At 33.3% G+C, this 26,875-nt stretch carries 32 protein-coding genes; 17 read left to right on the top strand and 15 right to left on the bottom strand.

Annotated elements, in window-relative coordinates; translation table 11 throughout:
- Position 1 precedes the first annotated feature (1 nt).
- From MODO_RS11410 to rlmH, 7 genes are all read left to right on the top strand, one after another.
- Positions 2 to 637, top strand: a complete 636-nt coding sequence (locus tag MODO_RS11410) for a hypothetical protein (protein ID WP_058699688.1) — start codon at positions 2 to 4, stop codon at positions 635 to 637.
- Between the two features lie 19 nt (positions 638 to 656).
- On the top strand, positions 657 to 1,304 hold the full coding sequence (locus tag MODO_RS11405) for a hypothetical protein (RefSeq protein ID WP_058699687.1): 648 nt from the start codon (positions 657 to 659) through the stop codon (positions 1,302 to 1,304).
- 2 nt (positions 1,305 to 1,306) lie between these two features.
- Positions 1,307 to 2,005 carry a hypothetical protein gene (locus MODO_RS11400; protein ID WP_058699686.1) on the top strand — a complete coding sequence of 233 codons (699 nt, stop codon included), beginning with the start codon at positions 1,307 to 1,309 and terminating at the stop codon, positions 2,003 to 2,005.
- A 6-nt stretch (positions 2,006 to 2,011) separates the two neighbouring features.
- Entirely contained in the window at positions 2,012 to 2,662 is a 651-nt protein-coding gene (locus tag MODO_RS11395) for a hypothetical protein (protein ID WP_006258543.1), read from the top strand.
- A gap of 6 nt (positions 2,663 to 2,668) precedes the next feature.
- Positions 2,669 to 3,358, top strand: coding sequence for a hypothetical protein (locus MODO_RS11390; RefSeq protein WP_058699685.1), 690 nt, complete (start codon positions 2,669 to 2,671; stop codon positions 3,356 to 3,358).
- Between the two features lie 8 nt (positions 3,359 to 3,366).
- On the top strand, positions 3,367 to 4,068 hold the full coding sequence (locus tag MODO_RS11385) for a hypothetical protein (protein WP_006264233.1): 702 nt from the start codon (positions 3,367 to 3,369) through the stop codon (positions 4,066 to 4,068).
- A gap of 140 nt (positions 4,069 to 4,208) precedes the next feature.
- Positions 4,209 to 4,682, top strand: coding sequence for a 23S rRNA (pseudouridine(1915)-N(3))-methyltransferase RlmH (rlmH, locus tag MODO_RS11380; RefSeq protein ID WP_059050979.1), 474 nt, complete (start codon positions 4,209 to 4,211; stop codon positions 4,680 to 4,682).
- Between the two features lie 153 nt (positions 4,683 to 4,835).
- On the opposite strand, the gene MODO_RS11375 is transcribed toward rlmH, so the two are convergent.
- Together MODO_RS11375 and folP are read right to left on the bottom strand one after the other, a co-directional pair.
- Positions 4,836 to 5,444 carry a hypothetical protein gene (locus MODO_RS11375; protein WP_006258547.1) on the bottom strand — a complete coding sequence of 203 codons (609 nt, stop codon included), beginning with the start codon at positions 5,442 to 5,444 and terminating at the stop codon, positions 4,836 to 4,838.
- Positions 5,441 to 6,265, bottom strand: coding sequence for a dihydropteroate synthase (gene folP, locus MODO_RS11370; RefSeq protein WP_059050977.1), 825 nt, complete (start codon positions 6,263 to 6,265; stop codon positions 5,441 to 5,443). The genes MODO_RS11375 and folP overlap by 4 nt, the downstream gene beginning before the upstream one ends.
- A gap of 125 nt (positions 6,266 to 6,390) precedes the next feature.
- On the opposite strand from folP, the gene MODO_RS11365 reads away from it, so the two are divergent.
- From MODO_RS11365 to MODO_RS11335, 7 genes are all read left to right on the top strand, one after another.
- Positions 6,391 to 6,936, top strand: a complete 546-nt coding sequence (locus tag MODO_RS11365; protein WP_006258549.1) for a DUF1599 domain-containing protein — start codon at positions 6,391 to 6,393, stop codon at positions 6,934 to 6,936.
- A 28-nt stretch (positions 6,937 to 6,964) separates the two neighbouring features.
- A complete protein-coding gene (locus MODO_RS11360) occupies positions 6,965 to 8,065 on the top strand; it encodes a BT_3928 family protein (RefSeq protein WP_058699683.1) in 1,101 nt (366 codons plus the stop codon).
- Positions 8,066 to 8,077: 12 nt separating this feature from the next.
- Positions 8,078 to 9,154 (top strand): ABC transporter permease, encoded by a 1,077-nt coding sequence (locus MODO_RS11355; protein ID WP_058699682.1) that lies wholly within the window; start codon positions 8,078 to 8,080, stop codon positions 9,152 to 9,154.
- Positions 9,155 to 9,178: 24 nt separating this feature from the next.
- On the top strand, positions 9,179 to 9,763 hold the full coding sequence (locus MODO_RS11350; RefSeq protein WP_006261757.1) for a TlpA family protein disulfide reductase: 585 nt from the start codon (positions 9,179 to 9,181) through the stop codon (positions 9,761 to 9,763).
- Between the two features lies 1 nt (position 9,764).
- Complete coding sequence (gene tpiA / locus MODO_RS11345) at positions 9,765 to 10,520, top strand: triose-phosphate isomerase (RefSeq protein WP_006258553.1); 756 nt, start codon at positions 9,765 to 9,767, stop codon at positions 10,518 to 10,520.
- Between the two features lie 172 nt (positions 10,521 to 10,692).
- Entirely contained in the window at positions 10,693 to 11,550 is an 858-nt protein-coding gene (locus MODO_RS11340) for an AraC family transcriptional regulator (protein ID WP_058699681.1), read from the top strand.
- Positions 11,551 to 11,751: 201 nt separating this feature from the next.
- Positions 11,752 to 12,480, top strand: coding sequence for an FAD-binding oxidoreductase (locus tag MODO_RS11335; RefSeq protein WP_058699680.1), 729 nt, complete (start codon positions 11,752 to 11,754; stop codon positions 12,478 to 12,480).
- 47 nt (positions 12,481 to 12,527) lie between these two features.
- Here the strand turns inward: MODO_RS11335 and MODO_RS11330 are convergent, their stop codons facing one another.
- Together MODO_RS11330 and MODO_RS11325 are read right to left on the bottom strand one after the other, a co-directional pair.
- Positions 12,528 to 13,160, bottom strand: coding sequence for a response regulator (locus MODO_RS11330; protein WP_058699679.1), 633 nt, complete (start codon positions 13,158 to 13,160; stop codon positions 12,528 to 12,530).
- Entirely contained in the window at positions 13,153 to 15,114 is a 1,962-nt protein-coding gene (locus MODO_RS11325) for a tetratricopeptide repeat-containing sensor histidine kinase (protein ID WP_058699678.1), read from the bottom strand. Before MODO_RS11325 ends, MODO_RS11330 begins: the two co-directional genes overlap by 8 nt.
- 165 nt (positions 15,115 to 15,279) lie before the next feature.
- Between MODO_RS11325 and MODO_RS11320 the strand changes: the two genes are divergently transcribed.
- Positions 15,280 to 15,756 carry a hypothetical protein gene (locus MODO_RS11320; RefSeq protein ID WP_059050975.1) on the top strand — a complete coding sequence of 159 codons (477 nt, stop codon included), beginning with the start codon at positions 15,280 to 15,282 and terminating at the stop codon, positions 15,754 to 15,756.
- A gap of 195 nt (positions 15,757 to 15,951) precedes the next feature.
- Here MODO_RS11320 and MODO_RS11315 read toward each other — a convergent pair whose 3' ends face one another.
- The 10 genes from MODO_RS11315 to MODO_RS11270 all read right to left on the bottom strand — a co-directional run bounded on the left by MODO_RS11315 (position 15,952) and on the right by MODO_RS11270 (position 23,801).
- Positions 15,952 to 16,488: a DUF4269 domain-containing protein gene (locus MODO_RS11315; RefSeq protein ID WP_059050973.1), complete on the bottom strand. Its 537-nt coding sequence runs from the start codon at positions 16,486 to 16,488 to the stop codon at positions 15,952 to 15,954.
- Between the two features lie 15 nt (positions 16,489 to 16,503).
- On the bottom strand, positions 16,504 to 16,836 hold the full coding sequence (locus MODO_RS11310; RefSeq protein ID WP_006258563.1) for a DMT family transporter: 333 nt from the start codon (positions 16,834 to 16,836) through the stop codon (positions 16,504 to 16,506).
- A gap of 60 nt (positions 16,837 to 16,896) precedes the next feature.
- Positions 16,897 to 17,457: a Crp/Fnr family transcriptional regulator gene (locus MODO_RS11305; RefSeq protein WP_006258565.1), complete on the bottom strand. Its 561-nt coding sequence runs from the start codon at positions 17,455 to 17,457 to the stop codon at positions 16,897 to 16,899.
- A gap of 23 nt (positions 17,458 to 17,480) precedes the next feature.
- A complete protein-coding gene (locus MODO_RS11300; RefSeq protein ID WP_006258566.1) occupies positions 17,481 to 18,002 on the bottom strand; it encodes a GNAT family N-acetyltransferase in 522 nt (173 codons plus the stop codon).
- Positions 17,980 to 18,546, bottom strand: coding sequence for an AAA family ATPase (locus tag MODO_RS11295; RefSeq protein WP_039330304.1), 567 nt, complete (start codon positions 18,544 to 18,546; stop codon positions 17,980 to 17,982). Before MODO_RS11295 ends, MODO_RS11300 begins: the two co-directional genes overlap by 23 nt.
- Before the next feature lie 344 nt (positions 18,547 to 18,890).
- On the bottom strand, positions 18,891 to 19,688 hold the full coding sequence (locus MODO_RS11290) for a class I SAM-dependent methyltransferase (RefSeq protein ID WP_039330306.1): 798 nt from the start codon (positions 19,686 to 19,688) through the stop codon (positions 18,891 to 18,893).
- A gap of 116 nt (positions 19,689 to 19,804) precedes the next feature.
- Positions 19,805 to 21,214, bottom strand: a complete 1,410-nt coding sequence (locus MODO_RS11285) for a M1 aminopeptidase family protein (RefSeq protein WP_059050971.1) — start codon at positions 21,212 to 21,214, stop codon at positions 19,805 to 19,807.
- 679 nt (positions 21,215 to 21,893) lie between these two features.
- The gene (gene arsB, locus MODO_RS11280) at positions 21,894 to 22,916 is read right to left on the bottom strand and encodes an ACR3 family arsenite efflux transporter (RefSeq protein ID WP_006258570.1); all 1,023 of its coding nucleotides are present in this window, start codon (positions 22,914 to 22,916) and stop codon (positions 21,894 to 21,896) included.
- A gap of 4 nt (positions 22,917 to 22,920) precedes the next feature.
- A complete protein-coding gene (locus tag MODO_RS11275) occupies positions 22,921 to 23,406 on the bottom strand; it encodes a DUF6428 family protein (RefSeq protein WP_039330310.1) in 486 nt (161 codons plus the stop codon).
- A gap of 65 nt (positions 23,407 to 23,471) precedes the next feature.
- Positions 23,472 to 23,801, bottom strand: coding sequence for an ArsR/SmtB family transcription factor (locus tag MODO_RS11270; protein WP_039330312.1), 330 nt, complete (start codon positions 23,799 to 23,801; stop codon positions 23,472 to 23,474).
- A gap of 232 nt (positions 23,802 to 24,033) precedes the next feature.
- On the opposite strand from MODO_RS11270, the gene MODO_RS11265 reads away from it, so the two are divergent.
- Positions 24,034 to 24,555, top strand: a complete 522-nt coding sequence (locus MODO_RS11265; protein ID WP_039330314.1) for a transposase — start codon at positions 24,034 to 24,036, stop codon at positions 24,553 to 24,555.
- Positions 24,556 to 24,766: 211 nt separating this feature from the next.
- Here MODO_RS11265 and MODO_RS11260 read toward each other — a convergent pair whose 3' ends face one another.
- Entirely contained in the window at positions 24,767 to 26,167 is a 1,401-nt protein-coding gene (locus tag MODO_RS11260) for an NAD-dependent succinate-semialdehyde dehydrogenase (protein WP_039330316.1), read from the bottom strand.
- A gap of 257 nt (positions 26,168 to 26,424) precedes the next feature.
- Between MODO_RS11260 and MODO_RS11255 the strand changes: the two genes are divergently transcribed.
- On the top strand, positions 26,425 to 26,769 hold the full coding sequence (locus tag MODO_RS11255) for a DUF6660 family protein (protein ID WP_006258575.1): 345 nt from the start codon (positions 26,425 to 26,427) through the stop codon (positions 26,767 to 26,769).
- The last annotated feature ends 106 nt before the right edge of the window (positions 26,770 to 26,875 follow it).

The following is a 26,875-nucleotide window of genomic DNA, read 5'->3' as shown; positions in this document are numbered from 1 at the left end:
TATGACAACACTATCTACTAACCAAATAACACAGATAGAAGATACTCTAATCTCTAAATACAATATCAAGTATCAAGATACTCGTTATGAGGTACTAGATCATATTGCCTGTGAGATAGAAGAACTGATAAATGAGGGTTTTGGACATAGAGAGGCATACAATATTGTATTTAATAAATGGCATTCAAAACTACTACTAGAGCATTTTGGAGTCTATAAAGGTATCCCAAAGTTTATATCTCGTCCAATAGTTAAGCTTGTAACACAGCCTAATTGGACTGTATATCTCTTAACTTTCTTTGTATCAATTGGACTTACTGTTTTTTTTAGCATACAGAAAATAAGTGCTGTTACAGCTTTTGTGTCAATACTCACAATTACAATAACAGTAGCTACAATCTCTCTATACAACACTAAAAGACTAAAGGGGTACTACTTAGATATATACAAACGATTATTGGTTATGGAGATCAGTGTAAGTGTTCTATTATTTGTTCTAATGACCTTTTTAGATAACTTACTACAATTAAATTATAGTAGTATAGATTCTGTTGTTATGTATCACTTTACAATTACTTGGTATCATATCTATTTATTCAGAAACTTGATAAAAAAAGGTCAAGTAAGCACCTCTTAACTATTAACTCAACACTATTATGACAACACTTATTACTGACCAAATAAAACATATAGAAGAGACCTTAATCACTCAATACAATATCAAGTATCAAGATACTCGTGATGAAGTATTGGATCATATTGCCTGTGAGATAGAAGAGCTGATGAATGAAGGTGCTTATTTTCACGAAGCTAGTAAAATAACAATAGCTAAATGGAATAGTCAACTAAAGCCTTCTAATTGGGTGATCAACAAAACGCCTAGATTTATAGTCAGTCCATTAATTGTAAAAGATATGCAGAGTATTGGGCTACTATTTGTTTTGGCTGTATTCACTACTTCTATAATCCATGTCTTTATCAAAGATCAATTATTCATCTTAGGCCTAGCTTTAGCTATCACAGCTTTTCCTATGTTAGTAATGGGGTACCTCAAGTATAAAAAGAATCGTTACGCGAACTTTAAACAGGATTACTACACCGAACATATCAAAGGTGTTGCTTGGTTTAGTTTATTTGTTTTAGATGGCATGGTAGCTTTATATTACAGTTTCACGAGTACTTTTTCGATAGTTTACTTAAACCTAATATTCTTACTACTAGCTATATTCTTATCGAGTATAGCCATGTATTTGACCTTAAAACACAACCAAGAATACAACAGTGTTTCATCTAAAATATTGTAATTATGAAAACACTTACTATTGATCAAATAAAAGAGATAAAAGATTTTATCATCAGTAAAGATGTGAAGTATTACGAAATAATAGAAGAACTTACTGATCATCTAGCTTCTTCTATAGAAGAGAAATGGTCTGAAGGTGACAATAATAACTTAGAATATCTTTTAGCTAAAGAATATGAAAACTTTGGTTCTTATAAATTCTTATCTATTCAAGAAAGTAGAGAGAAACAAAAGTTCAGAGAATATAAACATATGTTTTTTAAATCTTTAAAAGAGTTTTTCACATTTCCTTTAATAGTTACAGTTATAGCTATAATATTACTAATTGCCGCATTACTTCATTGGATAGGTCAAGAATTTAAATTCTTAACAATGATATTTATAATGAGCCCAGTTATTGTATTCTTTTATAGCTATGCAAAAGATTTAGTGTTACGCAAAAAAGTGAAGACAAAACTACTATTAGACAGAACTTATTCATCTGTTATGAGTTTTTCGTTACTCTCGAATACAATCTTCTTTAATATCATTATGCAGGGTAAAAGGCTCTTTAACCTACCTACTACTTATGACTCTATAGGGGATTGTTTATTAATGGCTTCGGGTATTACCTTAACTATACTTAGTATCTATGTAGGTCTTAATATCATCAAACCAACCTACCAAAATGAAAGAGATAGAATATTAAAAACTATTAACTAGGCACTTATGAAAACACTATCTACTGGCCAAATAAAACATATAGAAGAGACCTTAATCACTCAATACAATATCAAGTATCAAGATACTCGTGATGAAGTATTGGATCATATTGCCTGTGAAATAGAAGAATTGATGAATGAAGGGTATGAATATGAAGATGCTTTTAGACAGACTTTTATAAACTGGAAGGATTTATTAAAAACAGATCCTTATCATTTCTATAAAAACACACCCTACTTTATCTCTAAAAACTGGATTGAAAAAGATAGTAGAATAAAGAACAACTCTATCTTATTGGGGATAATTATTGCTGTTTGTCAAATGACAGTTCTAGTGTTTTCAGATAGTTTATACTTTATAGTTTCAATGTTATTAGCTCTAGTTTCATTGAATATAGTATTTATACTTAGACACTATATCAAAACGATAGTAAGTGAACACGCTGTTTATCTAAAGAAGAGAATTAAGAAGATAACTTCTTATAATGCATTAATAGTAGTGCTATTCATAAGTATCCTACTCTTTCAACATTTACTTAAAAAAGGAGATTTGCTAGGCTTCACTCAAGGTTTTATAATTGGAGGGGCTTTATTTATTCCTTTTTCATTAACCTGGACACTACTTACTTATAAATCTTACAAACAACAATTTAATTAAGTCTTTATGAAAACACTTACTACTGACCAAATACAAGCTCTACACACTTTTGTAAAGAAGCACTATGTAGAATACTATGATATCGAATTGGAGCTAGTCGATCACTTAGCCAATGGAATAGAATCTCAATGGAGAGAGGATGGTTCACTTACTTTTGAAACAGCATTAGACAGAGAGTTTAAGAAGTTTGGGGTATTTGGGTTTAGTACAATCATTGAGAAGAAGGAGAATAGTCTTACGTATTTTTATCTTGGCATTATTCTAAAAGAAGTTCTGCGCTTCCTGCATTGGCCTAAATTACTCTTAACGAGTGCGCTCTTTTATATCATATATACATCACTTAATTATCTATCAACGATATTTGAGAATAGAGATATAATCTCTGTGATTATATGGAGTCTAATGCCTCTAGTTTTCATTTATTATATCATAGAGGCGACTCTAGTTAAAAAACTTCATAAAGCAACTCAAAAGAAGTGGTTTATGGATAGAATAAGATTATCCGTAATAGCATTTCCTTTATCTGCTCTATACACCACGTATTATTTTGCAAGATTTATAGCTGATAAGTCTATTGTGTTATCAAGTGTACTTATCTTATTCGTAGGACTCTGGATATACATTACATACAATGTTATATCTCCTAAGCTCAAACTAGAAAAAGAAGCTACTATAAAGAAGTTTAACACCCTATAACTACTATTATGAAAACTCTAACTACTGACCAAATACAAGCTCTACACACTTTCGTAAAGAAGCACTATGTAGAATATTATGATATCGAACTGGAGCTAGTCGATCACTTAGCTAATGGAATAGAGTCTCAATGGAGAGAGGATGGTTCACTTCCTTTTGAAACAGCACTAGACAGAGAGTTTAAGAAGTTTGGGATATTTGGGTTTAGTGATGTAGTGGACTCTAAAATAAAACTGGCAACGAATAGTTACTTAAAACAGATGTATAAGGTCTTATTAAGTTTCTTCACTATTCCTAAAATAATTGTTTCACTAGCTATATTCTTATTGAGTTTTGCTATTGGTTTAACTCTGCCTAATTACTATTTAGAAATATTTATAATTACCTCTTTTATACTTCTTTTAGGCTTTATAGGTATGGGGATCAGATGGCAGATAGAACTCAAAAAGATCAATAAAGAAAGCAATAAGAAGTGGTATTTAACTAGAGTGGCTACTATGGCTCTCGGAGGCCCTATAATACTAGTTATAGCTCCTTCTTTTAATCTGATTAATCTATTACAAAACTATATTTCATCGATTAGCTTTCTCATTCTAACCTCCTTTTTGATAACCTTATTAATACTGTGGGTTTATATATCTCTTTTTGTATTTATACCCTTTATGCGCAAAGAGATACACCATTCTATTCAACGACACCAACTAACTTAAACACACCTTACTATGATCGCATTAATCACTAAAATTGCGTTGTATATCTGCAACCTAGTATTACATTGGCTATAAATACACCTTAGACAGTGTGCTATTTTCTATAAAAAAACTACTTTTGCAAAAAATAAATCAGACAGATGAATATCAAATTACTTGCAATAGGAAAGACAGACAGTAAACCATTACAAACGTTAATGGATGAATATATGAAGAGATTGTCTTTTTATGTAAAGTTTAACCTAGAGGTAATTCCTGATATCAAGAATGCGAAGAATATGTCTGAAGATCAGCAGAAACAAAAAGAAGGGGAACTAATCTTATCTAAGATAGGCCCTACTGATCAGCTAATCTTACTAGATGATAAAGGAAAGGAGTTTACGAGCATCGGCTTCGCTGATGAGCTACAAAAGAAGATGAACTCTGGTATCAAGACCTTAGTATTCGTTATCGGAGGGCCTTATGGTTTCTCAGAGGACGTGTATAAAAATGCAAAAGGGAAAATATCACTTTCTAGAATGACATTTTCCCATCAGATGATTCGTTTATTTATTATCGAACAGACTTATAGAGGATTCACTATCCTGCGCAATGAACCTTATCATCACGAATAGGTTTTTAGTTAACGGTGAACGGTGAACAGTTTACAGTAATCAGTGAACAGTTTACGGTTAACATTTTCAGTTAATCGGTTTACAGTGGACAGTTTCACAAAAAAACGGTTTCACGGTTTCACAAACTAACGATTTCACAGTTTCACGATTCGACTAATAAATTAAATCTGTCTTTAAAAACTGGTCTACTACTTCTTTTTCAACAAAGAAAATACGAGTCTGTAAATAAGTTTCGTATGTTACGTCTTTATTCACTCCTAGTTGTAGACTATCTTTATCTTTTATAGCCTCTATTAATTGGTCTTTAGTCACTGACTTACCTTCTACTAAGAAGTTATTAGCATCTTTTAGATATACTACTTTATCTAGAGAAGTAGGTCCTACGAAACCAAAGTCTAAGTCTTTAATTGGAAAAAGAGAAAGATGCTTGTGTAGTGTATCAGCATAACTTAGATATACTCCCTTCTCATCTCTATGCATATTGTCTTCTGCATATTTGTGATCTTTAATTCTCTTTATCTCTTGTAATACTTCTTTAGCATTCAAATCACGTTGAACAGAAACAATATAGTTCGTACCAGCAATTCTGTTGGCATCATTTAAATTAAAGCTCTTTCCTTCTTCTCCGGTTTCAAAGTAAATAGGTGAATGATCGTCTATTCCTTCTTCAACAATAAAAGAAGCTCTACTTAATTGCATTTCTTTCTTATTACAGCTCACTAATAATAGTAAAGCAGGTATTAATAGTAGCACTTTTTTCATATACTCAATTGTTTTATTATTTCTCTTGTTTGTACAGCCTCTTTCACATCGTGAACTCTTAAGATATGAGCTCCTTTTTGTAAAGCTACTGTATTTAATACTGTCGTTCCGTTTAATGCCTCTTGAGGAGTAATATCAAATAACTTATAGATCATAGATTTCCTAGATATACCTACTAAAATAGGCAATTCAAAAGAAGATAACAACTCCATTTTACTCATCAGCTCATAATTTTGTTCCAATGTTTTAGCAAAGCCAAAGCCTAGGTCTAGTATGATATCGTTAATCTTATATTCTCTTGCTTTTGCTACTCGTTCTGAGAAGTATATTTTCACTTCTTTTACTAAATCATTATATGTAGTCATCGTCTGCATCGTCTGAGGAGTTCCTCTCATGTGCATCATAATATAAGGCACTTGCAACTCCCCTACAGTAGGCAACATCTGCTCGTCTAAATGCCCTGCGGCAATATCATTTATAATAGAAGCTCCAGCAGCTACTGTAGCTCTAGCCACACCCGCTCTAAAGGTATCTATAGAAAGATGCATAGTCGGGAACTCTTTTTGAAGTAACTCTACAATAGGTACGATACGTTCTATCTCTTCTTCTTCACTGACATACTCTGCACTAGGTTTACTAGAATACGCCCCTACATCGATAAAGTCAGCACCTTGCTTTATCATCTGCTCTGCATGATTTAAAAAAGCTAGATCAGACTTATACTTTCCTCCATCAAAAAAAGAATTAGGAGTGATATTTAATATTCCCATTATTTTTGGAGAACTTAAATCAATCAATTCTCCTTTACAATTTATTGTCATTGTGTGTAATGCGTTACTTTTTTATGTAGTTTTATATAATTAAAAACAGCTAAAATACTTCTACCTCTTTCAAAGGGTTAGTATTATTAGTATTTTTGAAAAAATATTACACAAATATAATCCAAATGAATACGACTTCTACTCAATTTGATCAAGTAATTGCGATATGCAGAGATTTATATACCAAGAAAATGAAAGACTATGGATGTGCATGGAGAATCCTTAGAATGCCTTCATTGACTGATCAAATATTTATAAAAGCACAACGCCTTAGAAGTATTCAAGAGAATGAAGTTAGAAAAGTAGATGAAGGAGAAATCCCTGAGTTCATTGGTATTATCAATTATTGTGTGATGGCGCTTATCAATTTAGAGATAGGAGTTGCGAACCAACCTGACTTATCTACTGAAGAAGCAATTGCTTTATACGATCAAAAAGTAGCTGAGACAAAGCAATTAATGGAAGATAAAAACCATGACTATGGAGAAGCTTGGCGTGATTTAAGAGTTAGTTCATTAACAGATCTTATCTTACAGAAACTATTGCGTGTAAAGCAAATTGAAGATAACAAAGGAAAAACTATTGTATCAGAAGGAATAGCTGCTAACTATCAAGATATGCTAAACTATTCTGTATTCGCATTGATACACTTAGATTTACCAAACCAATAAATCACTGTTCTAATACAATCAAATAACTATGAAAATAATTGCTCAATTATCTCGAATATTTGTAGGAATACTATTTATCCTTTCTGGATTAGTGAAACTAAATGACCCTATGGGGTTCTCATATAAGTTAGAAGAATACTTTTCTGAAGCTGTATTAAATATTCCTTTCCTAGCTCCGTATGCTGTAGGATTGGCAGTGACTCTTGTGATTGCTGAGGTACTATTAGGAGTTGCTCTGTTAATAGGGTATATGCGAAAGTTGACAATTCTTTTACTGTTCTTAATGATTGTATTCTTCACATTCCTTACATTCTACTCTGCATTCTTTAACAAAGTAACAGATTGTGGATGTTTTGGGGATGCTGTTCCATTAACACCTTGGGGATCTTTCACAAAGGATATTGTATTACTTATCTTGATTCTTATTATCATGAAATATAATCAAGTAATAAAACCTATCTTCTCTGGTAAGATTAACAATATTATAATGATTCTGTCTTTAGTACTATGTAGTTTTATGGGATACTGGGTATTGAACCATTTACCTTTAAAAGACTTCAGAGTTTATAAAGTAGGTACTGATATCGTAAAAGGAATGGAGATTCCTGAAGACGCTCCAAAAGCAGTTTATGAGATTACGTTCTACTATGATGTAAATGGTGAAGAGCGCAAGTTCTCTGATAAAGAGTTAACTAAATTACCTGAAGGTGCTAAATACCTAAGAAGAGAAGAGAAACTTATCTCTGAAGGATACCAACCTCCTATTCATGATTTGACTATGGATAAAGACGGTATTGACCACCTATCTATGATGATGGCAGAACCGAAATTAGTAATGCTTATCTCTTATGACCTAACTAGAGCTGATGAAAAAGGCCTAGAAGCAATGAAAGACTTTGCTAACAAAGCTATTGTTAAAGGATATGTAGTAGCTGGTATGACTGCTTCGAATCAAGACTTAATAGAATCTGTAGTTAGTAAATACAAACTTCCTTTTGACTACTATACATGTGATGGGACTACACTAAAAACAATAGAGCGTGGTAACCCAAGTATAGTAGTAATAGAAAATGGTGTTATTGTAGAGAAGAAACATTGGAATGACAGAGAATCTGTAAACTTAAAATAAGCCTACACGACCTTGTTAAGTTATTTTTTAAAGAAATTATTATACGCATTCTTCACCTTGTTTGGTGTAGTTACTGTTGTCTTCTTTCTATTTAATATTCTTCCTGGAGATCCAGCTAGGATGATGCTTGACCAGAATGAAAACTCAGAACAACTATTAGCTATCAAAAAAAAGTATGGTTTTGATCAACCTAAAGGAAAGCAATATCTGCTTTACTTAAATGACTTATCTCCTATCTCTGTACATAGTGAAACAGAAGGAGATTACAGTTTTAATACCGATCAAAAGTACAATGGAACAGTCCTATTTAGCACAGGGCAATACAACTTGATGCTGAAGACACCATACTTAAGAGAAAGCTTCCAAAAAAGTGGTAAGAAAGTAAGTACCATATTAGGAGAAACCTTGCCAAACACTATTCTATTAGCAACATTAGCTATTAGTATTGCGCTTGGTATTGGTGTACTACTAGGTGTTGTTTCAGCTCTATTTAAAAACACATGGCTAGACAAAACAATAGCTATTATAAGTACTTTTGGGATGAGTATTCCTTCGTTCTTCAGTGCTATTTTATTTGCTTGGATATTCGGGTACGTACTGCATAGTTACACTGGACTACCGATGACAGGAAGTCTCTATGAGGTTGATGATTTCGGAGAAGGAAGACATTTAGTGCTAAAGAATGCTATATTACCTTCGATAGTACTTGGAATAAGACCATTAGCTGTTGTAATTCAGTTAATGAGAAATACACTATTAGAAGTACTTAATCAAGATTATATACGCACAGCCAAAGCTAAAGGATTAAGCACTACACAGGTTATCTATAAACACGCTTTAAAAAACTCTCTGAATCCTGTAGTTACAGCATTATCAGGATGGTTTGCCTCAATGCTGGCAGGAGCAGTCTTTGTTGAATATATCTTTGGGTGGAATGGCCTAGGTAAAGAAATAGTAGATGCACTGAATACACTAGACTTACCTGTGATTATGGGCGCAGTACTTATTATCTCTTCTTCTTTCGTAATCATTACTATTTTAGTAGATTTGATATATGCTTATTTAGACCCTAGAATCAAGTTAAATTAAAACAATAAAACAGAAATAGAATCAATGAAAAAAATATTCATAACATTAGCACTAGCTGCTGCAGTATTTACTTCTTGTAAAGAAAAAGCAGAAACAACTACAGAAGAAATCTCAACTACATTACAAGAGGAGACTTCTGCTACACCAGAAGTAGAACAAGTAAAAGATACAACTGTATTTGCTTCTAGAGCATTAGAACAAGACTTTGCTGAATTAGATGGGAAGTCAATTACACTTCAACAAATCCTTGATCAACAAAAAGGAAAAGCTATCCTTATAGATGTATGGGCTGCTTGGTGTCCTGATTGTATCAAAGCGGTTCCTACTATGAAAGAGATTAAAGCAGAATTTACAAATGTAGCATTCGTTAATCTTTCTCTTGATAAAACAGAAGAATCTTGGAAAGAAGCAATTGAAAAATATGGTATTGAAGGACTTCACTACTACTCTAAAGAAGGAAAAGGAATGAAAGGAGACTTTGGTAAATCACTAGATTTAAACTGGATTCCTCGTTATATCGTAGTAGATAAAGAAGGAAAAATAGCACTATACAATGCTACTGAAAAGAACTTCGATCAAATAAAAGACTTACTTAAAAAAATTCAATAATATGAGACATTCAATCGTTGCTGGTAACTGGAAGATGCACAAGACATATTCTGAAACGCATACTCTATTAGATGAGTTAATTGAAAAATTACCTTCAGGGAAAGAAGTTGAAGTAATTGTAGCTCCTACTTTTGTAAACCTTGCTAGTGCTGTAGCACATTTAGAAGGAACTAATGTACAAGTAGCTGCACAAAATATGCATCAAGCTGAAGGTGGAGCATTCACAGGTGAAATATCTGCTCAAATGCTTACTAGCATTGGTGTAGAGACTGTGATCATTGGACACTCTGAAAGAAGACATTACTTTAATGAAACTGATGCTGTATTAGCTGATAAAGTAAATACTGCATTACGTCATAATATGCGTGTTATCTACTGTATAGGAGAAGAGCTAAAAGATAGAGAGAATAAACAGTTCTTAAACGTTATCTTTAATCAATTAAGAGATGGGTTATTCCACCTTACTAAAGAGCAATGGAGCAATATCGTTATTGCTTATGAGCCTGTTTGGGCTATTGGTACAGGAATGACAGCTACTCCAGAGCAAGCACAAGAAATACATGCTTTTATCCGTCAAGAAATTGATAGAAAGTATGATAAATCTGTTGCTGAGAATACTTCTATTCTTTATGGAGGAAGTGTTAAACCTAGCAATGCTCAAGAAATCTTCTCTAAACCTGATGTAGACGGTGGTCTTATCGGTGGAGCTGCTCTTGTAGCTGATGACTTTGTCGCTATCGTAAATGCTGCTAATTAATAGTATTTCATAATATTAAAGAGCATAAACTTTTGACAGTTTATGCCCTTTTTGTATATCATAACTTATACATATTGCCTTATTTCACACCCCTTTACAAAAGTACTTACCCTCTATTTAAATAGATTCTAAATAATTACAGTATATTTGTAGTCTATTAAATAACAATATAATGACTCATACTAATGATATTATCACTTATAGCCAGTCTCCTAAAGCATTAGGAGGTATTTATATAAAGGATCATACACATATAGAACAAAAAAAGTCTATCATTAACCACACGCATAGAGATGATTACTATGTAATTTCTATTGTAACTAATGGAGAGATGAGAATGGACTGTGAAATGGAGACATTCACTGCCTTACGCAATAACATACTTATTGTCAAACCTTACCAAATACACAACGTTAGACACATTAGCGATGACTTCACGGGTTATCTTTTAGGCATACAAGAGTATAGAATACCTAATGATCTCAATGACTTGCTTTATACTTTACCAGAAAGTCAACAACTTCTAAACATAAAAGAAGAAGAGATGCAAATGCTTGCTACTACTTTTGAGTTAATGAAGAAACATACGGCTACCAATAGCCAACATAAGATGCAGATCATTAATGGGCTATTCTCTACTGCATTATATAGCATTTGTTCTCAAACGACGCATAACTTGCAAAACAAAGAGTTAGGGACTCAGTCACAACCAACAGTGATTACAAGCAACTTTAAACGCCTGATCACACACCAGACACATCTAAACCTACCTTCTTATTTTGCAAATAAATTAAGCATTACAACAGCGCATCTGAATGACTGTGTAAAGAAAACCACAGGACAAACAGTTAGTTATTGGTTAAAGAAATCAATACTAGATGAAGCGAAACGCTTACTATATTACACCAACAAACCTGTTAAAGAAATTGCCTTTAACCTAGGTTTTGAAGACCATACGTATTTTTCTCGTATGTTTAAAAAACTAACCTATCAGACTCCTCTACAATTTAGAGATACTGTAAGAGCTTAATTCTATACTGTGAATTAAGCTCTTTTTTATAAGGAAAAAGAGAACATAAAACAGGGAGCAGTCAACTAAATTTAGAGATGTACATAACTCCTAATTCTTAATTCTACACTTTCCCCTCTTTTATCCAATCTTCTCCTATTTTAGTTTTACATCCTATTCCTTCTTTTTAATGAATTTTGCTTAAAACTAAAAGAGAAGAAAATGCCAAAGATTCCAAAACTAATAGGTACAATAGTAAAGACTGCATGGAGTAAGATGTTTGTTACTGTAGTAGTTACACAAAAAGAACAGCTAGCTAATGGCTTATTGAGAATACGTTTTGAAGCTGACCTTTCTAATGCTAAATATGAAATAGGACAAGCCATATTAATGCAAATATCAGACACAGAATATCGCAATTACACTCCTAGCATTTTTAATAAAGAAGAAGGGTACTTTGATGTAATATTTCATCAAAAAGCAAAAGGTCCTGGCACTACTTTTTTCAAGAATATAACAGTAGGTACTGAACTCACTTCTAGTTTACCTAGAGGTCTAAATATCTATAATGAGAACACCTATTATCACTTCTTCTATGGAGACGATACCTGTATTGGCTTCTGTCAGGCATTACAAGAAGAAATGAAAAAGAATAACCACAAACTAGAAGGTCTGCTTGAGTTAAGTGATCATTCTATCCCTTATGCCAATGACCATCTACCTCATATGGAATATATTGAAAAATCAGATGATAAAGAAGTATACCCTGCAGTAGATTATTTAGAATCTATAGATACTTATCGTTGGAATAAACTAGTTCATGGACAGTTCTATTTAATGGGTAATGGAAAGAGTATTCAGAAGTTTAGAAAGGCACTACGAGCAAAAGGAGTCTCTTCTAACAATATCATTACGCAGCCTTTCTGGGTAGAAGGAAAAATAGGCTTATAAAATGACAAATCTAACTAACTCAATAAACAACTGCTACGGAGAATAAATCAGATTAACTTATTCTCCGTAGCTATTTTTACAAGTTCAAACATATTCTTTGCTTTAAATTTCTGTAACAGATTTCGTCTATGCGTCTCCACAGTAATTATTGAAATAAACAGTTTATCCGCTATTTCTGCAGAAGTCAATCCATTAGATATAGCTTGTAGTACCTGCTGTTCTCTTTTAGTCAAACGAGGCAATTCTATAGGATTAGATAATTGAGTCAACATAATCTCTTGTACTTTCTTACTCAATGCTAACTCTCCATTAATAGCTCTTTCTACACATTCGACTATTTCTTTAGCGTCAGCATTCTTCAGAATATATCCATTACCTCCATTCTCTAAAAATTGAAAGATAATACTTCTCTCTTCCTGATTACTTATCCCTATCACAACAATATTAGGGGATTTCTGTTTAATCATCTTACAGAAATCTAATCCACTGCCATCGTTGAGTACTATATCTAGTAATACCACATCTACTTTATTCTTCTGTACAAAATCTACTATTGCCTCTCCACTACTGAAAAAGAATAATTGATATTTCTCATCTACTTGAAACAATGATTTTAAGCCTTCTAATATCATTGGATGATCATCTACTATCGCTAACGTGATTATATCCTTATTACACATTACATTCTACATTTATCGTTGTTCCTTGTCCTTTTTGAGAGTCTATACTTAATGTTCCATTGATTAACTGTACTCTACTTTCCATATTTTTAATCCCTAATCCATATACTACCTTAGTAGTGTCAAATCCTACTCCATCATCCTCTATTGTCAGAGTCAACAAGTCTTCGTTTTGACTAATCTGTACAATCACATTATCTGCTTGAGCATATTTAATTATATTACTCAATCCTTCCTGTGCTATGCGATACAAAGCTAATTGTGTCTGAAAAGGAATAGTCGTACTTATAGTAAATGCTTCGAACTGAATACTCATTTTTTCATACGTCATAGATTCACACAATTCTTTTAAAGCAATTTCTAATCCTAAATTCTTTAGTGTCTCAGGCATTAGGTTTCTAGATATCCTCCTCATTTCTATGATAGACTTATCTATTTTAGCTAATAGCCCACTAGACTCACTCGTCTCTGTAGAAGAAATAGACATCCTTATATTCGCTAACATTCCTCCCATGCTGTCATGCAGATCTTGAGCAATGCGTTGTCTTTCTTGCTCTTCCCCTTTTAATACAGCCTGAGAAGCTTCATATTTTCGCTTATTCTCTAAGTTTATCAATTCTTGTTGATGGCTTATGTTGATCTGTTGATTTAGCTTTTGTTGATTTTTATAATTTCTAAAAGCTAATATAGCTATGATTACACTTAGTACTAGGCCTATTGCTAAAAACAGCATACGCATATTTCTATTTTTAGCCATCAAAGCATCTTCCTTTTTCTCTTGTATTAATTGATTAATTGTCTGCTCCTTATCATGAGTATCGTGTATAATCTCTAATTCGTTCATCTTTTCCAACAGCTTTTGTTGTTGGAGGCTATCTCCTAATACACTTGATTTTTTCATCCATTGATAAGCTTCTTTATAATCGCCTAACACCTCATTAACGGCTGCTAACTGTGTAAAAGTTATTTTGCGATTAACAGCTTCTTTACTCAAGATATTATCCTTTAAGATCTGCTCTAAGATAAGTTTAGCTCCCTCGTAATCACTCTGCATCAAATACACATTATAAACGCGGAAATAAAGCATTTGAGTAAGCTTAGGTTGCTTCATTTGCTTAGAGAGTTCTATTCCTTTATTTAAACTCACTAGAGCAGGTTTATATTCCTGTCTAGTGGTGTGATACATTGCTAATTGATAATAATAATTGGGATACTGTCTCGAATTAGGGTAGTGTTCTAACAGTTGAGTCGCTTTATCTAAATAGATCTTAGCTGCAGTGCTATTAGCTTGATAACAATAATTACTCACTAAATTAAAATAAGTAATCAAGTGAATAGTTTCCTCTTCAGGCAATTCTTTTAATACCTCTAAAGCTTTAAAGTGGTACTCTTCTGCTTTATCAAATTGTCCCACTGACATAAAGGTCAACCCTACTTGCGTATTAGCATAAGCTAGATATAACTTATTTCCTGCCTTTTCACTTAATGGAATACACTTCTCTGTCAGTATTTTTAATAAGACTTCATACCCCATATCCTCTACTTGCACATATGCGTAGTTATACCAACTTCGAATTAAAACATCTACATTTTCCTTATCCTCCTTCAGCTCTTTAATCGCCTCTTCATAATATTGTTTCGCTTTGCTTTTACTCCCTTGATTAGTCTCATAAATCCCTTGATAATACGCTATCACGCCTTTAGATAACAAATGCTTATGAGGCGAAGACAATACCTTAGTCAGCGCTTCCTTACTTTTCACACTATCTGTAGGAGCATAAAACTCTGCTAAAAGCAAATAATGCTCTAAACGATTTTTTTCACTCTTACTAGTCTTGATTTGTTCATTTATTTCTCTGAAGTAACCTTCTTCATCTAAAGGTAATAGCTGCTGACCATAACTAAAAGAAATGAATAAAGTAAAGGAAACAAGTAGATAAAGTTTTTTCAACATAGAATCATGTATTAAAGTACAAATATCACAATAAAAACACATTCATCATTTACTATTCTAAAATTAATGGTAAACCATTAGAAACAGATTCATGGTATTCTGTGATTGTCATAAAAAGCCAATCTACTGATATTTGTAACTCACATATAAAACAAAACAAAAAACATGAAAAACTCAAAATTAAGAACTGCTTTTTTAAGTGTATTAGCCGTTTTAACATTAGGCTTAGCTACTACAGCTTGTAGTAGTGATGATAATAGCACTGACAGCCCAGCTTTAGAAAAGAATACTTACAAAGTCACAGTATCCTTAACTAATGTTGGTGAGAATGATTTCGTTTCTCTAACTTATGCTGGAGGAACACTTAGCGGAAAGACAGATGTATGGAAAGTAAATGGTAAAGTTAGAACAGGTGAGTCTGCTATTAGTCTAGCGAAGAACGACTTCGGTGCTGGTACTAAAACGTATGTAATCGAAACTACTGAGCCAATCAACGCTTTTGCTAATAGTGTACAGATTATTAACTATGGAGAGAGTTTGCCAATCAACTATAAAATAGAAAAAGAAGGAAAAGTATTGGTTAATGAAGAACTAACTTTATCAGGAGATGGTAAAGACTTCTCTAAACAATACGCTTTCTAACACATTCTTATTACTTTCTCAAGTATTGTTTAGTTACTAGAACATCTTTATTATTAGTTGTCTAAGATGTTTACATGAGATGTTTGTTAACGATTACCCACTATAAGTGTTAGTACCTATAGTGGGTAATTTTATGTTTAAAAAGGTACTATACACTAATACATCAACCCCACAATTCCTCTATTTAACCCTATCTTACTCCTTATTGCCATAAGCTAATAAACTATCATAAGGATTGCCAGTTAACCCTAATAACTGTGCAAAAGCAGGCTCTGTTTTTACCCCTGCTTTTTTCAGCTTTATTACTTCTTGCTTGAAGCTATCACCTTTCTCGTTTAAGATAGCATATTCGATGAGCATATGTCGATAACCATTTTGTTCTTCTACAGGTCTAGGTTGAGCAAATAACTCTACAGAAAATTCTTCTAACGTAAAGTTGACTACTACAGTAGGTATACCTCCTATCTCTACTTCTGTCAAAGTATAATCTTCTATAAACGAAAACGAAAGTTGTACTGTTTGTATAAACTCCTCTTTATTCTGATAACAACAAGCAATATCTAAATCACTCCCTTCAACGGCAATATCTATCGGAAAAGTACCGATTAATACTGGATCAAACTTACGTAACTTATCCATTACTAATCCTTGTTCTAGTACCTCAGCTATTCGCTGTTGTACCTTATTTCCTTCTCTTAGATAACTCAGCTCTTTAAAATTAATATCACTCATTCTTCTATCTGTTATTTAATGCGCACTCATCTTAGAGAACACATTGATTACAACTACCCCCGCTATAATCAATCCCAGCCCTAATACAGCAGGAACATCTGGTTTTTGGTTATACAGTACTATCGCTATCAAAGTTACTAAAACGATACCTACTCCTGACCATATCGCATACGCTATCCCTACGGGAATAGTGCGAAGAGTCTGACTTAAACAATAAAATGCAGCCGCATACATCAATACAGTCAATACACTAGCTCCTAATTTAGAAAATTGTTCTGATGCTTTTAAAGCACTTGTACCTATTACTTCACACACAATAGCTACTGCTAAAAAGATAAAATTCTTCATATATCATTTATTTACGCCACAAAAATAGCCCTCTGTTGAGGGCTACTTTTTTGATATATGTCAAATTCTTCTGATTCTACTAAGTGTTTCTTGGGAGATCCCTAGATAAGATGCGATATTTCCTAAAGGGATTCTATTCACATCACTCCCTAGATCTTTTAATAATCTGTGGTATCGCTCTGTAGCAGACATGGTCTGAAGTTGAAAAGCTCTATCTTCTAACTGTAAACAATAGTCTTCTGTAGAGCGTCTTAAAATCAAGTTTAACTCAGGATACTCTTTAAAAAAACGAAATATAACTTGGTTTGGAATCGCATGTACCACACAGTCTTCCATACATTGTATAAACTCAAGAGAAGCTTTGCTCTTATACATCTGATAAGTAGACCCCATGATGGTTTGTTCAAAAGCAAACCATACATCTATCTCTTGATCATTATGCATATAGAATCCACGCACAAAGCCTTCTTCTAAAACATAAAGACTACCTGATAGTTGTCCTTTTTTTAGTAGGTACTCCCCTTTTCTCTTATAAAATATCTGAGTATTTTTTTCCAAAGCCTCTTTACACATTGGTGATAAATACCCGTATTGCTCGAATAATCTAATTAACATATTCATAGCGTTCCTTCGTTATAGCCTTTTTATTTCTTAAGTCTAATATACCAAAAATTTGGCACACCTTCATCTAAAAATGTATCGACTACTTTAAAACCTACTTTTTCTAACACATGTCTAGAGCCATCATTACCTACTTCAGAACTAGCATGTATCGGTAACGTTGTCAAATGTTTGTCTGCATATACTAAGCATGCTTTCGCAGTCTCAGTAGCATATCCCTTACCCCATGCCTCGTAGATAAAGCGGTATCCTAAATCTAAGTATTCTGCGACTCCACTAGGACCGTCTTTTAAATACTTAAAGCCTGTCCACCCGATAAAAGTATTCGTTTCTTTCTCTATCACAGCCCATCTTCCGATACCGAAGTCTTCGTATTGCTGACGAATAAATCTGATTACGCCGAGCGCCTCTTCTTTACTCCCTATCGGTTTCTTACCTAAGAACTCTAACACTCGGATATCTCCGTCTAAAGCCAATATCCCCTCTACATCTCCTTCTTCTAAAGGGCGAATTATTACTCTATCAGTCTCTATTATTTCTTTCATTTTCTTCTTTCTTTAATTGATTCATTACGAAGGTTACGCGTTCATCTACTGTCCCTTTAGGCACCTCTATTAGAGTATAACCATATCGTTGATACGTTGTTTTCATTGTCTCATAAGTTGCCCTAGCTACCTCCATATCCTGTTTGCGTTCTTTGTCTTGCGTATAGATTTCTCCCCACGGAGGTAAGATAAAGACAGTTGGCATATAGGGAAGACTGGAGGCGATACTATGCTGTGCCTCACTTATATCTAATCCTTCTAATACGGCATAGCCTATGCTATCGAGTATCCCTCTGTCCCATAATATAACCTCATCCGTTATACAATGTTCGTAATCATAAACAGACTGAGATAGCATCGCTTCATAAAATAATTGTTTATTCTCCCAAGGCAGTACATCGCTACCCAATGCTTGTTCGCGCTGGATAATAGCCCTCCCCACTTCAGGCATTACGGTATATCCTTGAGCTTCTAAGGCATGAAGTAACGTCGTTTTTCCGCTACCTGGGCCTCCTGTAAATATATAGAATGGTGGTATGTTCATGTATAAAATATGGTATTACTCACTCTTATTGATAATCTCAACAAGAGCAAAACTGTTGTTACTGATACTTGTATTCTTAGGAAAAACGAAAAGCAATCACTGTAGTAGTACCTACACACTTTTCTAAAAATGAAGTCATTAAGATAGAAGATAAACTTAATGTAGTAAGGCAAATTTACTCAAAATATCCTAATCCCAAAAAACAAACGCATTACCGCCTCACTATGGATATAGATATACACCTCATATTCTATTCACTCTATACTATAATATACGCTATATATAGACTCAACTATAGGCACGGATTATACTCTGTTATCTCATATATATAAGCCGCGTCATGCTTACTTTCCTGCTACGATAGCATATACTAAAGGAGCTTTATCTCCAAAAGGTTTAATCTGATACTTCTTAGGTGCTATCTCTACCACCTGATTAAAACAAGGATAAGGAGAATAATTATGTTCTTCGAAGGCCTTTATTTGCAATTGATTATTAACCAATCCCTGCACAACATCAGCAATACTGTGATTCCAACTTACACTACCAAACTCGGCATCAGCAGTCTTATCTGCGTAGGTACCTGTCTCTGTCTCTACAATAGGCTCTATATTAAAATAAGAGTACTCAATCTTAGTAAAATCGTAGTCATACATCCAAATGAAAGGATGAAACTCTACGAATACAAATTTACCTCCTGGTTTGACAAACTTAGATACTACTTCAGCCCATTTATTCATATCAGGTAACCAACCTATCACTCCATAACTGGTATATACGATATCAAACTGCTCTTCTAACACCTCTGGCAGTTGATACACATCACTGCAAATAAAACGAACATCTAGTCCTAACTGCTGAGCTAGTTCACTCCCTTTTTCTACAGCTTTATCAGACAGATCTACACCTGTTACATCTGCCCCCATTCTAGCTAACGAAAGCGTATCTTGTCCAAAGTGACATTGTAAATGAAGAACCTTTTTCCCTCTAACATCTCCTAACAAGTTTAACTCTATCTCATTTAGAGAAGTCTCCCCTGCCAAAAAATCTTTCATATTATAGAACTCAGAATCTACATGCAAAGCCACCTTCTCATTCCAAGTTTTTTTATTGATCTCTATATAGTTATTATTTGTGTCCATGATTAGTTTACTCTTTCTATTTTAAGAAAGCTAAAAATAATAATTCCCATTTATAAATCATCTACAGAGATGGTGTATTTTAAGGAGATACAGAGACCATTAGTATAATTTTAAAATTAGAACTCTTTTTTTACTAATTCAACAGCATCATTTATAGAGTTTTTTCCTTCAAAATACTTTGTTTTTATTTCTTCAAACTTCTTATCATCCTTAATTGTCTCCTTTAACGTAGAACATAGAAAATCATAGTTTGTAAAATCAGTTTTTGTCATAAGAATATTTCTTAACCAACTCCACATCTGTTTATCTCCGATTTCTTTTCGTATCGCCTCGAATAACAAAGGTGCATAGTAATACACATATAACTCTCTATCCAAATACTCTTCTTGAGACTTTATTTTACCAAACGGAATAACAGCTTCTTTAAACTTATCTAATGCCTCTATCTTTCTAGATACTATCCCTTTATAAATATCCTTACCTAAGACATCCTTAGTTAATTGCCAAGATAGATATTCTGCAAATCCTTCACTCATCATATCTCCTAACTCTGAATTAAACACCTTATAAGTCCCAAAGTAATAATGTCCTAATTCATGTGCTATAAAAGGTCTAAACCAATTCTGTGTCTTAGGCTTAAAAATACTTTTCAATCCATTATTTCCCCAACCAATAGTATATATACTAGGATAAGATACAAACATCCAAGAATTATTCTTAGAAGTAGGTGTAGTATTTATAAATACTGTTTCTTGTTCAAATGGAATACCGATATTAGTAGTATAATATTTTTTAAATGATTCTATCAAATGGCCGAATTCTTTTATTTGACTTTCTTCAATATCTGGATTTAATAAATAGGTATTATCAACTTTTGAATATTTGTAATCTCCACTAAAAATAGCTAGTTCTTGAGGTACATCACTTTTAAATCGATGAGTTTGGCTCTTCACTGGTATATTCCCATTGATATAAAGCGTAGTACAGTCCTTACATGTTAATTCAATATCATATTTTACCCTATCATAAGCCTTATCCTTATCTATATCGTATAAAACAGGATACCAACCTGATTGATTCCCATCTGCTCTAACAGAATAATTATTAAAAGCTATATTCCCTTTCCAATCCTCTCTACTATAATTCTCAATAGTATCAGTAGCTACAGGAAATTTACCTACATATCTTATCTGCAAAGATTTAGGTAGAAACTTGCCACTCTTAGTATTATCTGCAAAATAGTAAGCTAATGTTTCTCCTGTTGAAGTTGAATCTGTAACTGATTTATCTGCATAGATTAAAAAGTCATTTGGTTCCTTACTTCTAAAGTGTAAAGGGTTCATGCCTGAGTTTAAACGAATATAATAGTTCTTTAACTGCGGAATATCTGATAAAGTCAAGTCACATTCAAAGGTTCCCTCTTTAATAGAAATATTAACTTTTCCCGTGATTAAAGGTGCATTTTCTTGAGCAAACAAATACATTGATGTAAGGAAGATCAGTACTAGCAAATATGCTTTTTTCATAATATAGTATAGGTATGTTTAATAAGTTACAAGATAATAAAAAACAACCCCTTAATAATCAAAAAGTTATACTATTAATCAAACAAATAGCTTATTCTAAAGAATTATAAAATCTGAATAACATAATTAAACCTATAGTTCATTATAAGCACACATTCAATAGTTCTAGTATTATTCTATTCTCCTAAAAATACCCTGACACATCTTAATAACTTTTTCTCTATACAATTCTCTTCCACCTCAATAGAATCACAAGAGCTAATCCTAGAACAATAGCTGGATAATAAAAGGAGCATCCTTCGACAAACCATCGCTTTCCTCCACCATTCTCTAGGTATTGTCCATGAATTGTCCAAGGATTTTGCTGTATGCCTCGTATTTACTAGGGTTAAAGCAGGTATGAGTAAAGTATAAAAAACAGTCAAAAACAAACAAAACACTAACAATCAACAACTTAAGATAAAATATCCTTCAAAAAAATGATAGCTTTTTTTAATATATTGGTTGTATAAAGGTCAAAACAACTGCTTTAACTAAAAAAATAAGAGTAAAAAAAGCTATTTACCATTAAAAAACAGTAAAAAGAAGAGAGAAAACAAAAAAAGTACAGGTAGTTTTCTCGAATAGATACAGTAACAAAAAGACGCAGTTCTGTGGTGAACTACGTCTCTATCTATATTTATTTTTGATAATATTTCTTTTGCCAATACAAGCTTAATCTCACAAGAGCAATTAAAACAGGTACTTCTACCAAAGGCCCGATTACTCCAACAAAAGCTTGGGGAGAATGTATTCCAAAGACTGCAATAGCAATGGCAATAGCTAATTCAAAGTTGTTTCCTGAAGCAGTGAAAGCGATAGCAGCATTGTGATCATAAGGTAATTTCATACGATAATTCAGCCAAAAACTGATGGCAAACATCAATACAAAATAAATGACTAAAGGAATACCTACTTGTATCACTTCCATCGGTAATTCTACTACTTGCTGTCCTTTAAAAGAGAACATCAACAGTATCGTAAACAATAAAGCATACAAGGTAAAAGGTGATATGCGTGGAATAAACCTGTGATTATACCACTGCTCTCCTTTGTATTTCACCAAGTATTTTCGGCTTAAGAAGCCTGCTAAAAAGGGAATTCCTAAGTAGATCAAGACACTTTGTATCACATCACTTATCTCTATATGTACATCATAAGTAGCCAAACCTAATTTGGCAGGTAGTACATTGATAAAAAGCCATACATATACACTGTAAAAAAGTACTTGAAACACACTATTCAGAGCTACTAACATAGCAGCATATTCTTTATTTCCTTTTGCCAAATCATTCCATACTAGCACCATCGCTATACACCTAGCCAATCCGATTAGAATCACTCCTATCATATAGTCAGGCTGATCCCTCAAAAAAATAATAGCCAACACAAACATAAGAACAGGACCAATCACCCAATTCAGTAGTAAGGATGAAGTCAATGCCTTTTTATCTTCAAACACTTTTGGTAATAAGTTATAATCCACCTTAGCTAATGGAGGATACATCATCACAATCAACCCTATCGCTAGAGGGATATTCGTACTCCCAATAGACACCGATGCCATAAGATCTTGAATGCGGGGAAAGAAATAACCGACGCCAACACCTAATATCATGGCCAAAAATATCCAAAGGGTAAGGTAGCGATCTAAAAATTTCATCCTTTTATTTCTCATCCGAACAACACTCGCTACTAGGTGAACAACAAGATTCTGCTTTTAAAGAAGACAGAGCTACTTTAGGTTTAGATACAGGTATACCACATGCATCTTCTGCTAAACACGCTGTCAAGGTATTTTGTAATACAAAGTGCTTATTAGTTGTATCAAAACCAAGATTATACTTACCTATAGTAGCCTGTTGATACTCTACCTCTACTTCAGCATCTTGGATCTGTAATAAACGCTCAGACAAATTAATAATGTGCAATAGCTTCTCAGCTTTCAGTTGATGATCGTAATCATCTGCTAACCACAACTGGAAACTCACTTTCTGCTCTTTTCGTACAGTACCTCCACAGTCAATAAAGTTTTTATCAATCTGACCTACTTCTGTAATATGAAAATGCGAGGGTACACTATTACCGTCTTCTAATTTAAATACCACGTCTTGCATGGTTGCTAACACTTGTTTTACTTCTGATAATTTCATATTTCTAAATTTTAATGCTCATTAATACATCGTAATATTACGATACGTTGGTTTAAAAAAATGCTTTAGCAGCATTCGTTGTTTTGAATAGATTGTGCAAAGAATAACCCAAATTCTTGAGCAAATTCATTCCATACAGTATCATCTATACAATAACAGACAGACTTCCCTTCTATACTTCCCTTAATAAGACCACTTTTTTTTAACTCTTTCAGATGTTGAGATATAGTTGCTTGTGCAAGACCTAATTCTTCTACTAAGTCATTACAGATACAGGCTTTCTGATTAATGATGTATTGAAGAATAGCTAATCTAGCAGGATGCGCTAGTACTTTAAACATACTAGCTAACCGATTCTTTTTCTCGCTAAACAATTCTGCTTTTGTAATTCCCATAATCTCTTCATTTAATACATCGCAATATTACGATACATTATTTAAATAGCAAAGGAAATGAGGGATAATTACACGAATGATATAAGGAGAGACGCAATACTTTGCGCCTAACAGAATAATACACACAATCAAGGTCATGTAGAGACGCAACACTTTGCGTCTAACACCCAGTATTTAAATGCATTAAAAAAAACAGGAATACTTTTTGTAGATATTACTTAAACCAAAAACAATGAATCAAAACAATAAAATATATAGAAGTCCTACTAACAGGGCTCAATGGTGGGATTATAGTAATAATGGTACTTACTTTATTACAATATGTACAAAAGATAGAATCAATTACTTTGGTACAATTCAACAAGAAGAAATAATCTTGAGCCCATTAGGACATAGCGTATTAAAATGTTGGAATAATATTCCTTCATATCATCCTTATGTCATCTTTGATGCTTTTATCATAATGCCTAATCATATACATGGTATTTTACATATTAACAACAGTAACACATTTAATGACAACAGCACATTAAAAAAGGAATGCAAAGTTACTTCTGGTAGTTTAGGCTCTATAATAAGAGGATTTAAAGTAGGAGTAAAGAAAGATGCTTACACACTAAATATTCCTTTTTTCTGGCAACCAAGATATCATGATCATATCATACGAACTGCAGAATCTTATATTAAGATTGCTAATTATATTATAATGAATCCTATTACATGGAAACAAGACAAATTCTATAATAACCTATAAATCATATTGATGGACATACTATACGGTAGACGCAATGTATTGCGTCTCTACAGAACATTACTGGTAGACACACTACACGTTAGATACAATGTATTGTGCCTCTACAGAACATTCTTTGTCATATAAAATTCATTAACCAATGAATATAAAAAAAAGAGGATGTTCTATAAAGAACACCCTCCACTTAAACAATTAAAAGTACTTATTACTACTAATAAGCTTTATCTATATCAGTTACTCTGATCAGTTTTTCATTGACGAATTCATGGATACCGTATTTCGCTTGTTCTCTACCATACCCTGACTTCTTCGTACCACCAAAAGGTAATTCTGGTGAGATACCTGTCACATGGTTGATATACACCATTCCGGTAGCGATCTGACGAGCGACCTTCACTCCTCTTTCTTTATTCTCTGTGAATACACTACCACCTAATCCATAATCTGTATCATTAGCTAATGCGATAGCCTCTGCCTCGTTCTCTACTTCATAAATCATAAATACAGGCCCGAAGATCTCTTCACTATAGGCATCCATCCCTTTCTTGATACCAGTTAGAATAGTTGGTTCCATAAACCATCCCTCTCTATCTAATTTATTTCCACCATAGACTAACTTAGCGCCTTGTTCTACAGCTTTCTTCACTTGTTTTAATACATCTTCTCTAGCTTTCTCACTACTTAGAGGTGCTAACTGAGTATCGGCTGACATAGGATCTCCTACTTTTGTTTGCTTTACTTGTTCAGTCACTCCTTCAATAAACGCCTTAGCTAATTTCTTATCTATTATAAGACGTTTAGGCGATACACATACTTGACCAGCATTCCATAGTCGACCTTCCACGGCTCCTTTGATAGCTTTATTAAGATCTGCATCATCTAGTACCACGAAAGCATCACTACCTCCTAACTCTAATGTCGTTTTCTTAATGTGCTTACCTGCAGCAGCAGCTACACTCGATCCTGCTGGCTCACTTCCTGTGAATGCTACAGCTTTCACTCTAGGATCACCGATAATCGCTTCTATAGATGCTCCTGGCACAAATAAGTTAGTGTATACCCCATCAGGTAGACCACATTCTTTAAAGATTATCTCCATAATCTCTGCACATTGAGGAATATTAGAAGCGTGTTTTAACACCATTGTATTCCCTGCCATAAGATTAGGAGCAGCAGAACGTGTAATCTGATAGAATGGGAAGTTCCACGGCTGTACACTAAGGATAGTACCTATGGGTTCTTTACTAATAAATGCTTCTCCGTGAGGTGTTTTTATCTTTTCATCTGCTAATAAGGTTTCTGCATTAGTAGCATAGAAGTCAAAGATATCCGCACATAATAGCACTTCTCCTATCCCTTCACTGTGTAGTTTACCCATCTCACGAGTGATTAAGGCTCCTAGCTCTTCCTTACGTGCTCTGAAAGCTTCTGCTACTTTATGAATAATAGCTGCTCTTTCTTTTATCGTTGTCTTTCCCCATGTCAGAAAGGTCTTATCTGCTTTAGCTAAGATCTTATCTATTTCTTCAGGTGACATCACTGGATACACTTTTTCTTCTTTTCCCGTAGTTGGGTTAATTGTTTTAATACTTGATTTTATCTGTGTACTCATAATTATATTTTTTTAAGTTCCCACTAATTTACTTAATTGAAAATGAAACACTTAAAAACTTATGTTAAATCCCTATAAGCGAAGAAAATATAACAAATGTGAGTCTGAATAACACAAGGATCTCATAAGAACAAGAACTGTTGTACTATAATAAACAGTAGTATGAGTCTATTGTATTCCATATTTAGCTATGCAACACTGTTGCAAAGACATAGTCTATGTTTTATCATCTCATCTCTTTCTACTATATTTGCCTTATGAAACAATTCAACAACATATTAAACTTATTTCTTTCGTTAGTTTTTCTAGCGATAAGTTTCTATCCTTGTGCGGATAGTTATGTTGATTTGAATATTACTCAAAGTACAGAATCTATACACTTAACTTCTTTACAACAGGCTGACTCTGATATAGACCACTTAGATGTGTGTTCTCCATTGTGTAGCTGTTCTTGTTGTGCAGTTTCTTTAACTGTGGCAGAAGTTATTAATGTAATAGACCTTTCTTCTGTAAAACACAATCACAAAATCCCTTCATATCACAAAGATGCTGTGATTAGAATGGAGTATCCTATTTGGCAACCACCTAAGATAGTTGCTTAATACCCTTTTAACTTTTTATTTCTATCTATTCATTGAGCTATAATATTGTTCAATGAACCTTTAGAGCTACTTATTTCTGTAGACATATTCTAACAGAGAACAAGAT

The organism is Myroides odoratimimus (genome assembly GCF_001485415.1).
GTDB lineage: Bacteria > Bacteroidota > Bacteroidia > Flavobacteriales > Flavobacteriaceae > Flavobacterium > Flavobacterium odoratimimum.
Note: the sequence above shows the minus strand (reverse complement) of the source record. Positions and strands in the feature narration are given on the sequence as shown.

What these genes read in the sequence shown, in the direction of transcription:
- MODO_RS11410 (WP_058699688.1), top strand. Translation starts at nt 2, where the DNA reads ATGACAACACTATCTACTAACCAAATAACACAGATAGAAGATACTCTA.
- MODO_RS11405 (WP_058699687.1), top strand. Translation starts at nt 657, where the DNA reads ATGACAACACTTATTACTGACCAAATAAAACATATAGAAGAGACCTTA.
- MODO_RS11400 (WP_058699686.1), top strand. Translation starts at nt 1,307, where the DNA reads ATGAAAACACTTACTATTGATCAAATAAAAGAGATAAAAGATTTTATC.
- MODO_RS11395 (WP_006258543.1), top strand. Translation starts at nt 2,012, where the DNA reads ATGAAAACACTATCTACTGGCCAAATAAAACATATAGAAGAGACCTTA.
- MODO_RS11390 (WP_058699685.1), top strand. Translation starts at nt 2,669, where the DNA reads ATGAAAACACTTACTACTGACCAAATACAAGCTCTACACACTTTTGTA.
- MODO_RS11385 (WP_006264233.1), top strand. Translation starts at nt 3,367, where the DNA reads ATGAAAACTCTAACTACTGACCAAATACAAGCTCTACACACTTTCGTA.
- rlmH (WP_059050979.1), top strand. Translation starts at nt 4,209, where the DNA reads ATGAATATCAAATTACTTGCAATAGGAAAGACAGACAGTAAACCATTA.
- MODO_RS11375 (WP_006258547.1), bottom strand. Translation starts at nt 5,444, where the DNA reads ATGAAAAAAGTGCTACTATTAATACCTGCTTTACTATTATTAGTGAGC.
- folP (WP_059050977.1), bottom strand. Translation starts at nt 6,265, where the DNA reads ATGACAATAAATTGTAAAGGAGAATTGATTGATTTAAGTTCTCCAAAA.
- MODO_RS11365 (WP_006258549.1), top strand. Translation starts at nt 6,391, where the DNA reads ATGAATACGACTTCTACTCAATTTGATCAAGTAATTGCGATATGCAGA.
- MODO_RS11360 (WP_058699683.1), top strand. Translation starts at nt 6,965, where the DNA reads ATGAAAATAATTGCTCAATTATCTCGAATATTTGTAGGAATACTATTT.
- MODO_RS11350 (WP_006261757.1), top strand. Translation starts at nt 9,179, where the DNA reads ATGAAAAAAATATTCATAACATTAGCACTAGCTGCTGCAGTATTTACT.
- tpiA (WP_006258553.1), top strand. Translation starts at nt 9,765, where the DNA reads ATGAGACATTCAATCGTTGCTGGTAACTGGAAGATGCACAAGACATAT.
- MODO_RS11340 (WP_058699681.1), top strand. Translation starts at nt 10,693, where the DNA reads ATGACTCATACTAATGATATTATCACTTATAGCCAGTCTCCTAAAGCA.
- MODO_RS11335 (WP_058699680.1), top strand. Translation starts at nt 11,752, where the DNA reads ATGCCAAAGATTCCAAAACTAATAGGTACAATAGTAAAGACTGCATGG.
- MODO_RS11330 (WP_058699679.1), bottom strand. Translation starts at nt 13,160, where the DNA reads ATGTGTAATAAGGATATAATCACGTTAGCGATAGTAGATGATCATCCA.
- MODO_RS11325 (WP_058699678.1), bottom strand. Translation starts at nt 15,114, where the DNA reads ATGTTGAAAAAACTTTATCTACTTGTTTCCTTTACTTTATTCATTTCT.
- MODO_RS11320 (WP_059050975.1), top strand. Translation starts at nt 15,280, where the DNA reads ATGAAAAACTCAAAATTAAGAACTGCTTTTTTAAGTGTATTAGCCGTT.
- MODO_RS11315 (WP_059050973.1), bottom strand. Translation starts at nt 16,488, where the DNA reads ATGAGTGATATTAATTTTAAAGAGCTGAGTTATCTAAGAGAAGGAAAT.
- MODO_RS11310 (WP_006258563.1), bottom strand. Translation starts at nt 16,836, where the DNA reads ATGAAGAATTTTATCTTTTTAGCAGTAGCTATTGTGTGTGAAGTAATA.
- MODO_RS11305 (WP_006258565.1), bottom strand. Translation starts at nt 17,457, where the DNA reads ATGAATATGTTAATTAGATTATTCGAGCAATACGGGTATTTATCACCA.
- MODO_RS11300 (WP_006258566.1), bottom strand. Translation starts at nt 18,002, where the DNA reads ATGAAAGAAATAATAGAGACTGATAGAGTAATAATTCGCCCTTTAGAA.
- MODO_RS11295 (WP_039330304.1), bottom strand. Translation starts at nt 18,546, where the DNA reads ATGAACATACCACCATTCTATATATTTACAGGAGGCCCAGGTAGCGGA.
- MODO_RS11290 (WP_039330306.1), bottom strand. Translation starts at nt 19,688, where the DNA reads ATGGACACAAATAATAACTATATAGAGATCAATAAAAAAACTTGGAAT.
- MODO_RS11285 (WP_059050971.1), bottom strand. Translation starts at nt 21,214, where the DNA reads ATGAAAAAAGCATATTTGCTAGTACTGATCTTCCTTACATCAATGTAT.
- arsB (WP_006258570.1), bottom strand. Translation starts at nt 22,916, where the DNA reads ATGAAATTTTTAGATCGCTACCTTACCCTTTGGATATTTTTGGCCATG.
- MODO_RS11275 (WP_039330310.1), bottom strand. Translation starts at nt 23,406, where the DNA reads ATGAAATTATCAGAAGTAAAACAAGTGTTAGCAACCATGCAAGACGTG.
- MODO_RS11270 (WP_039330312.1), bottom strand. Translation starts at nt 23,801, where the DNA reads ATGGGAATTACAAAAGCAGAATTGTTTAGCGAGAAAAAGAATCGGTTA.
- MODO_RS11265 (WP_039330314.1), top strand. Translation starts at nt 24,034, where the DNA reads ATGAATCAAAACAATAAAATATATAGAAGTCCTACTAACAGGGCTCAA.
- MODO_RS11260 (WP_039330316.1), bottom strand. Translation starts at nt 26,167, where the DNA reads ATGAGTACACAGATAAAATCAAGTATTAAAACAATTAACCCAACTACG.
- MODO_RS11255 (WP_006258575.1), top strand. Translation starts at nt 26,425, where the DNA reads ATGAAACAATTCAACAACATATTAAACTTATTTCTTTCGTTAGTTTTT.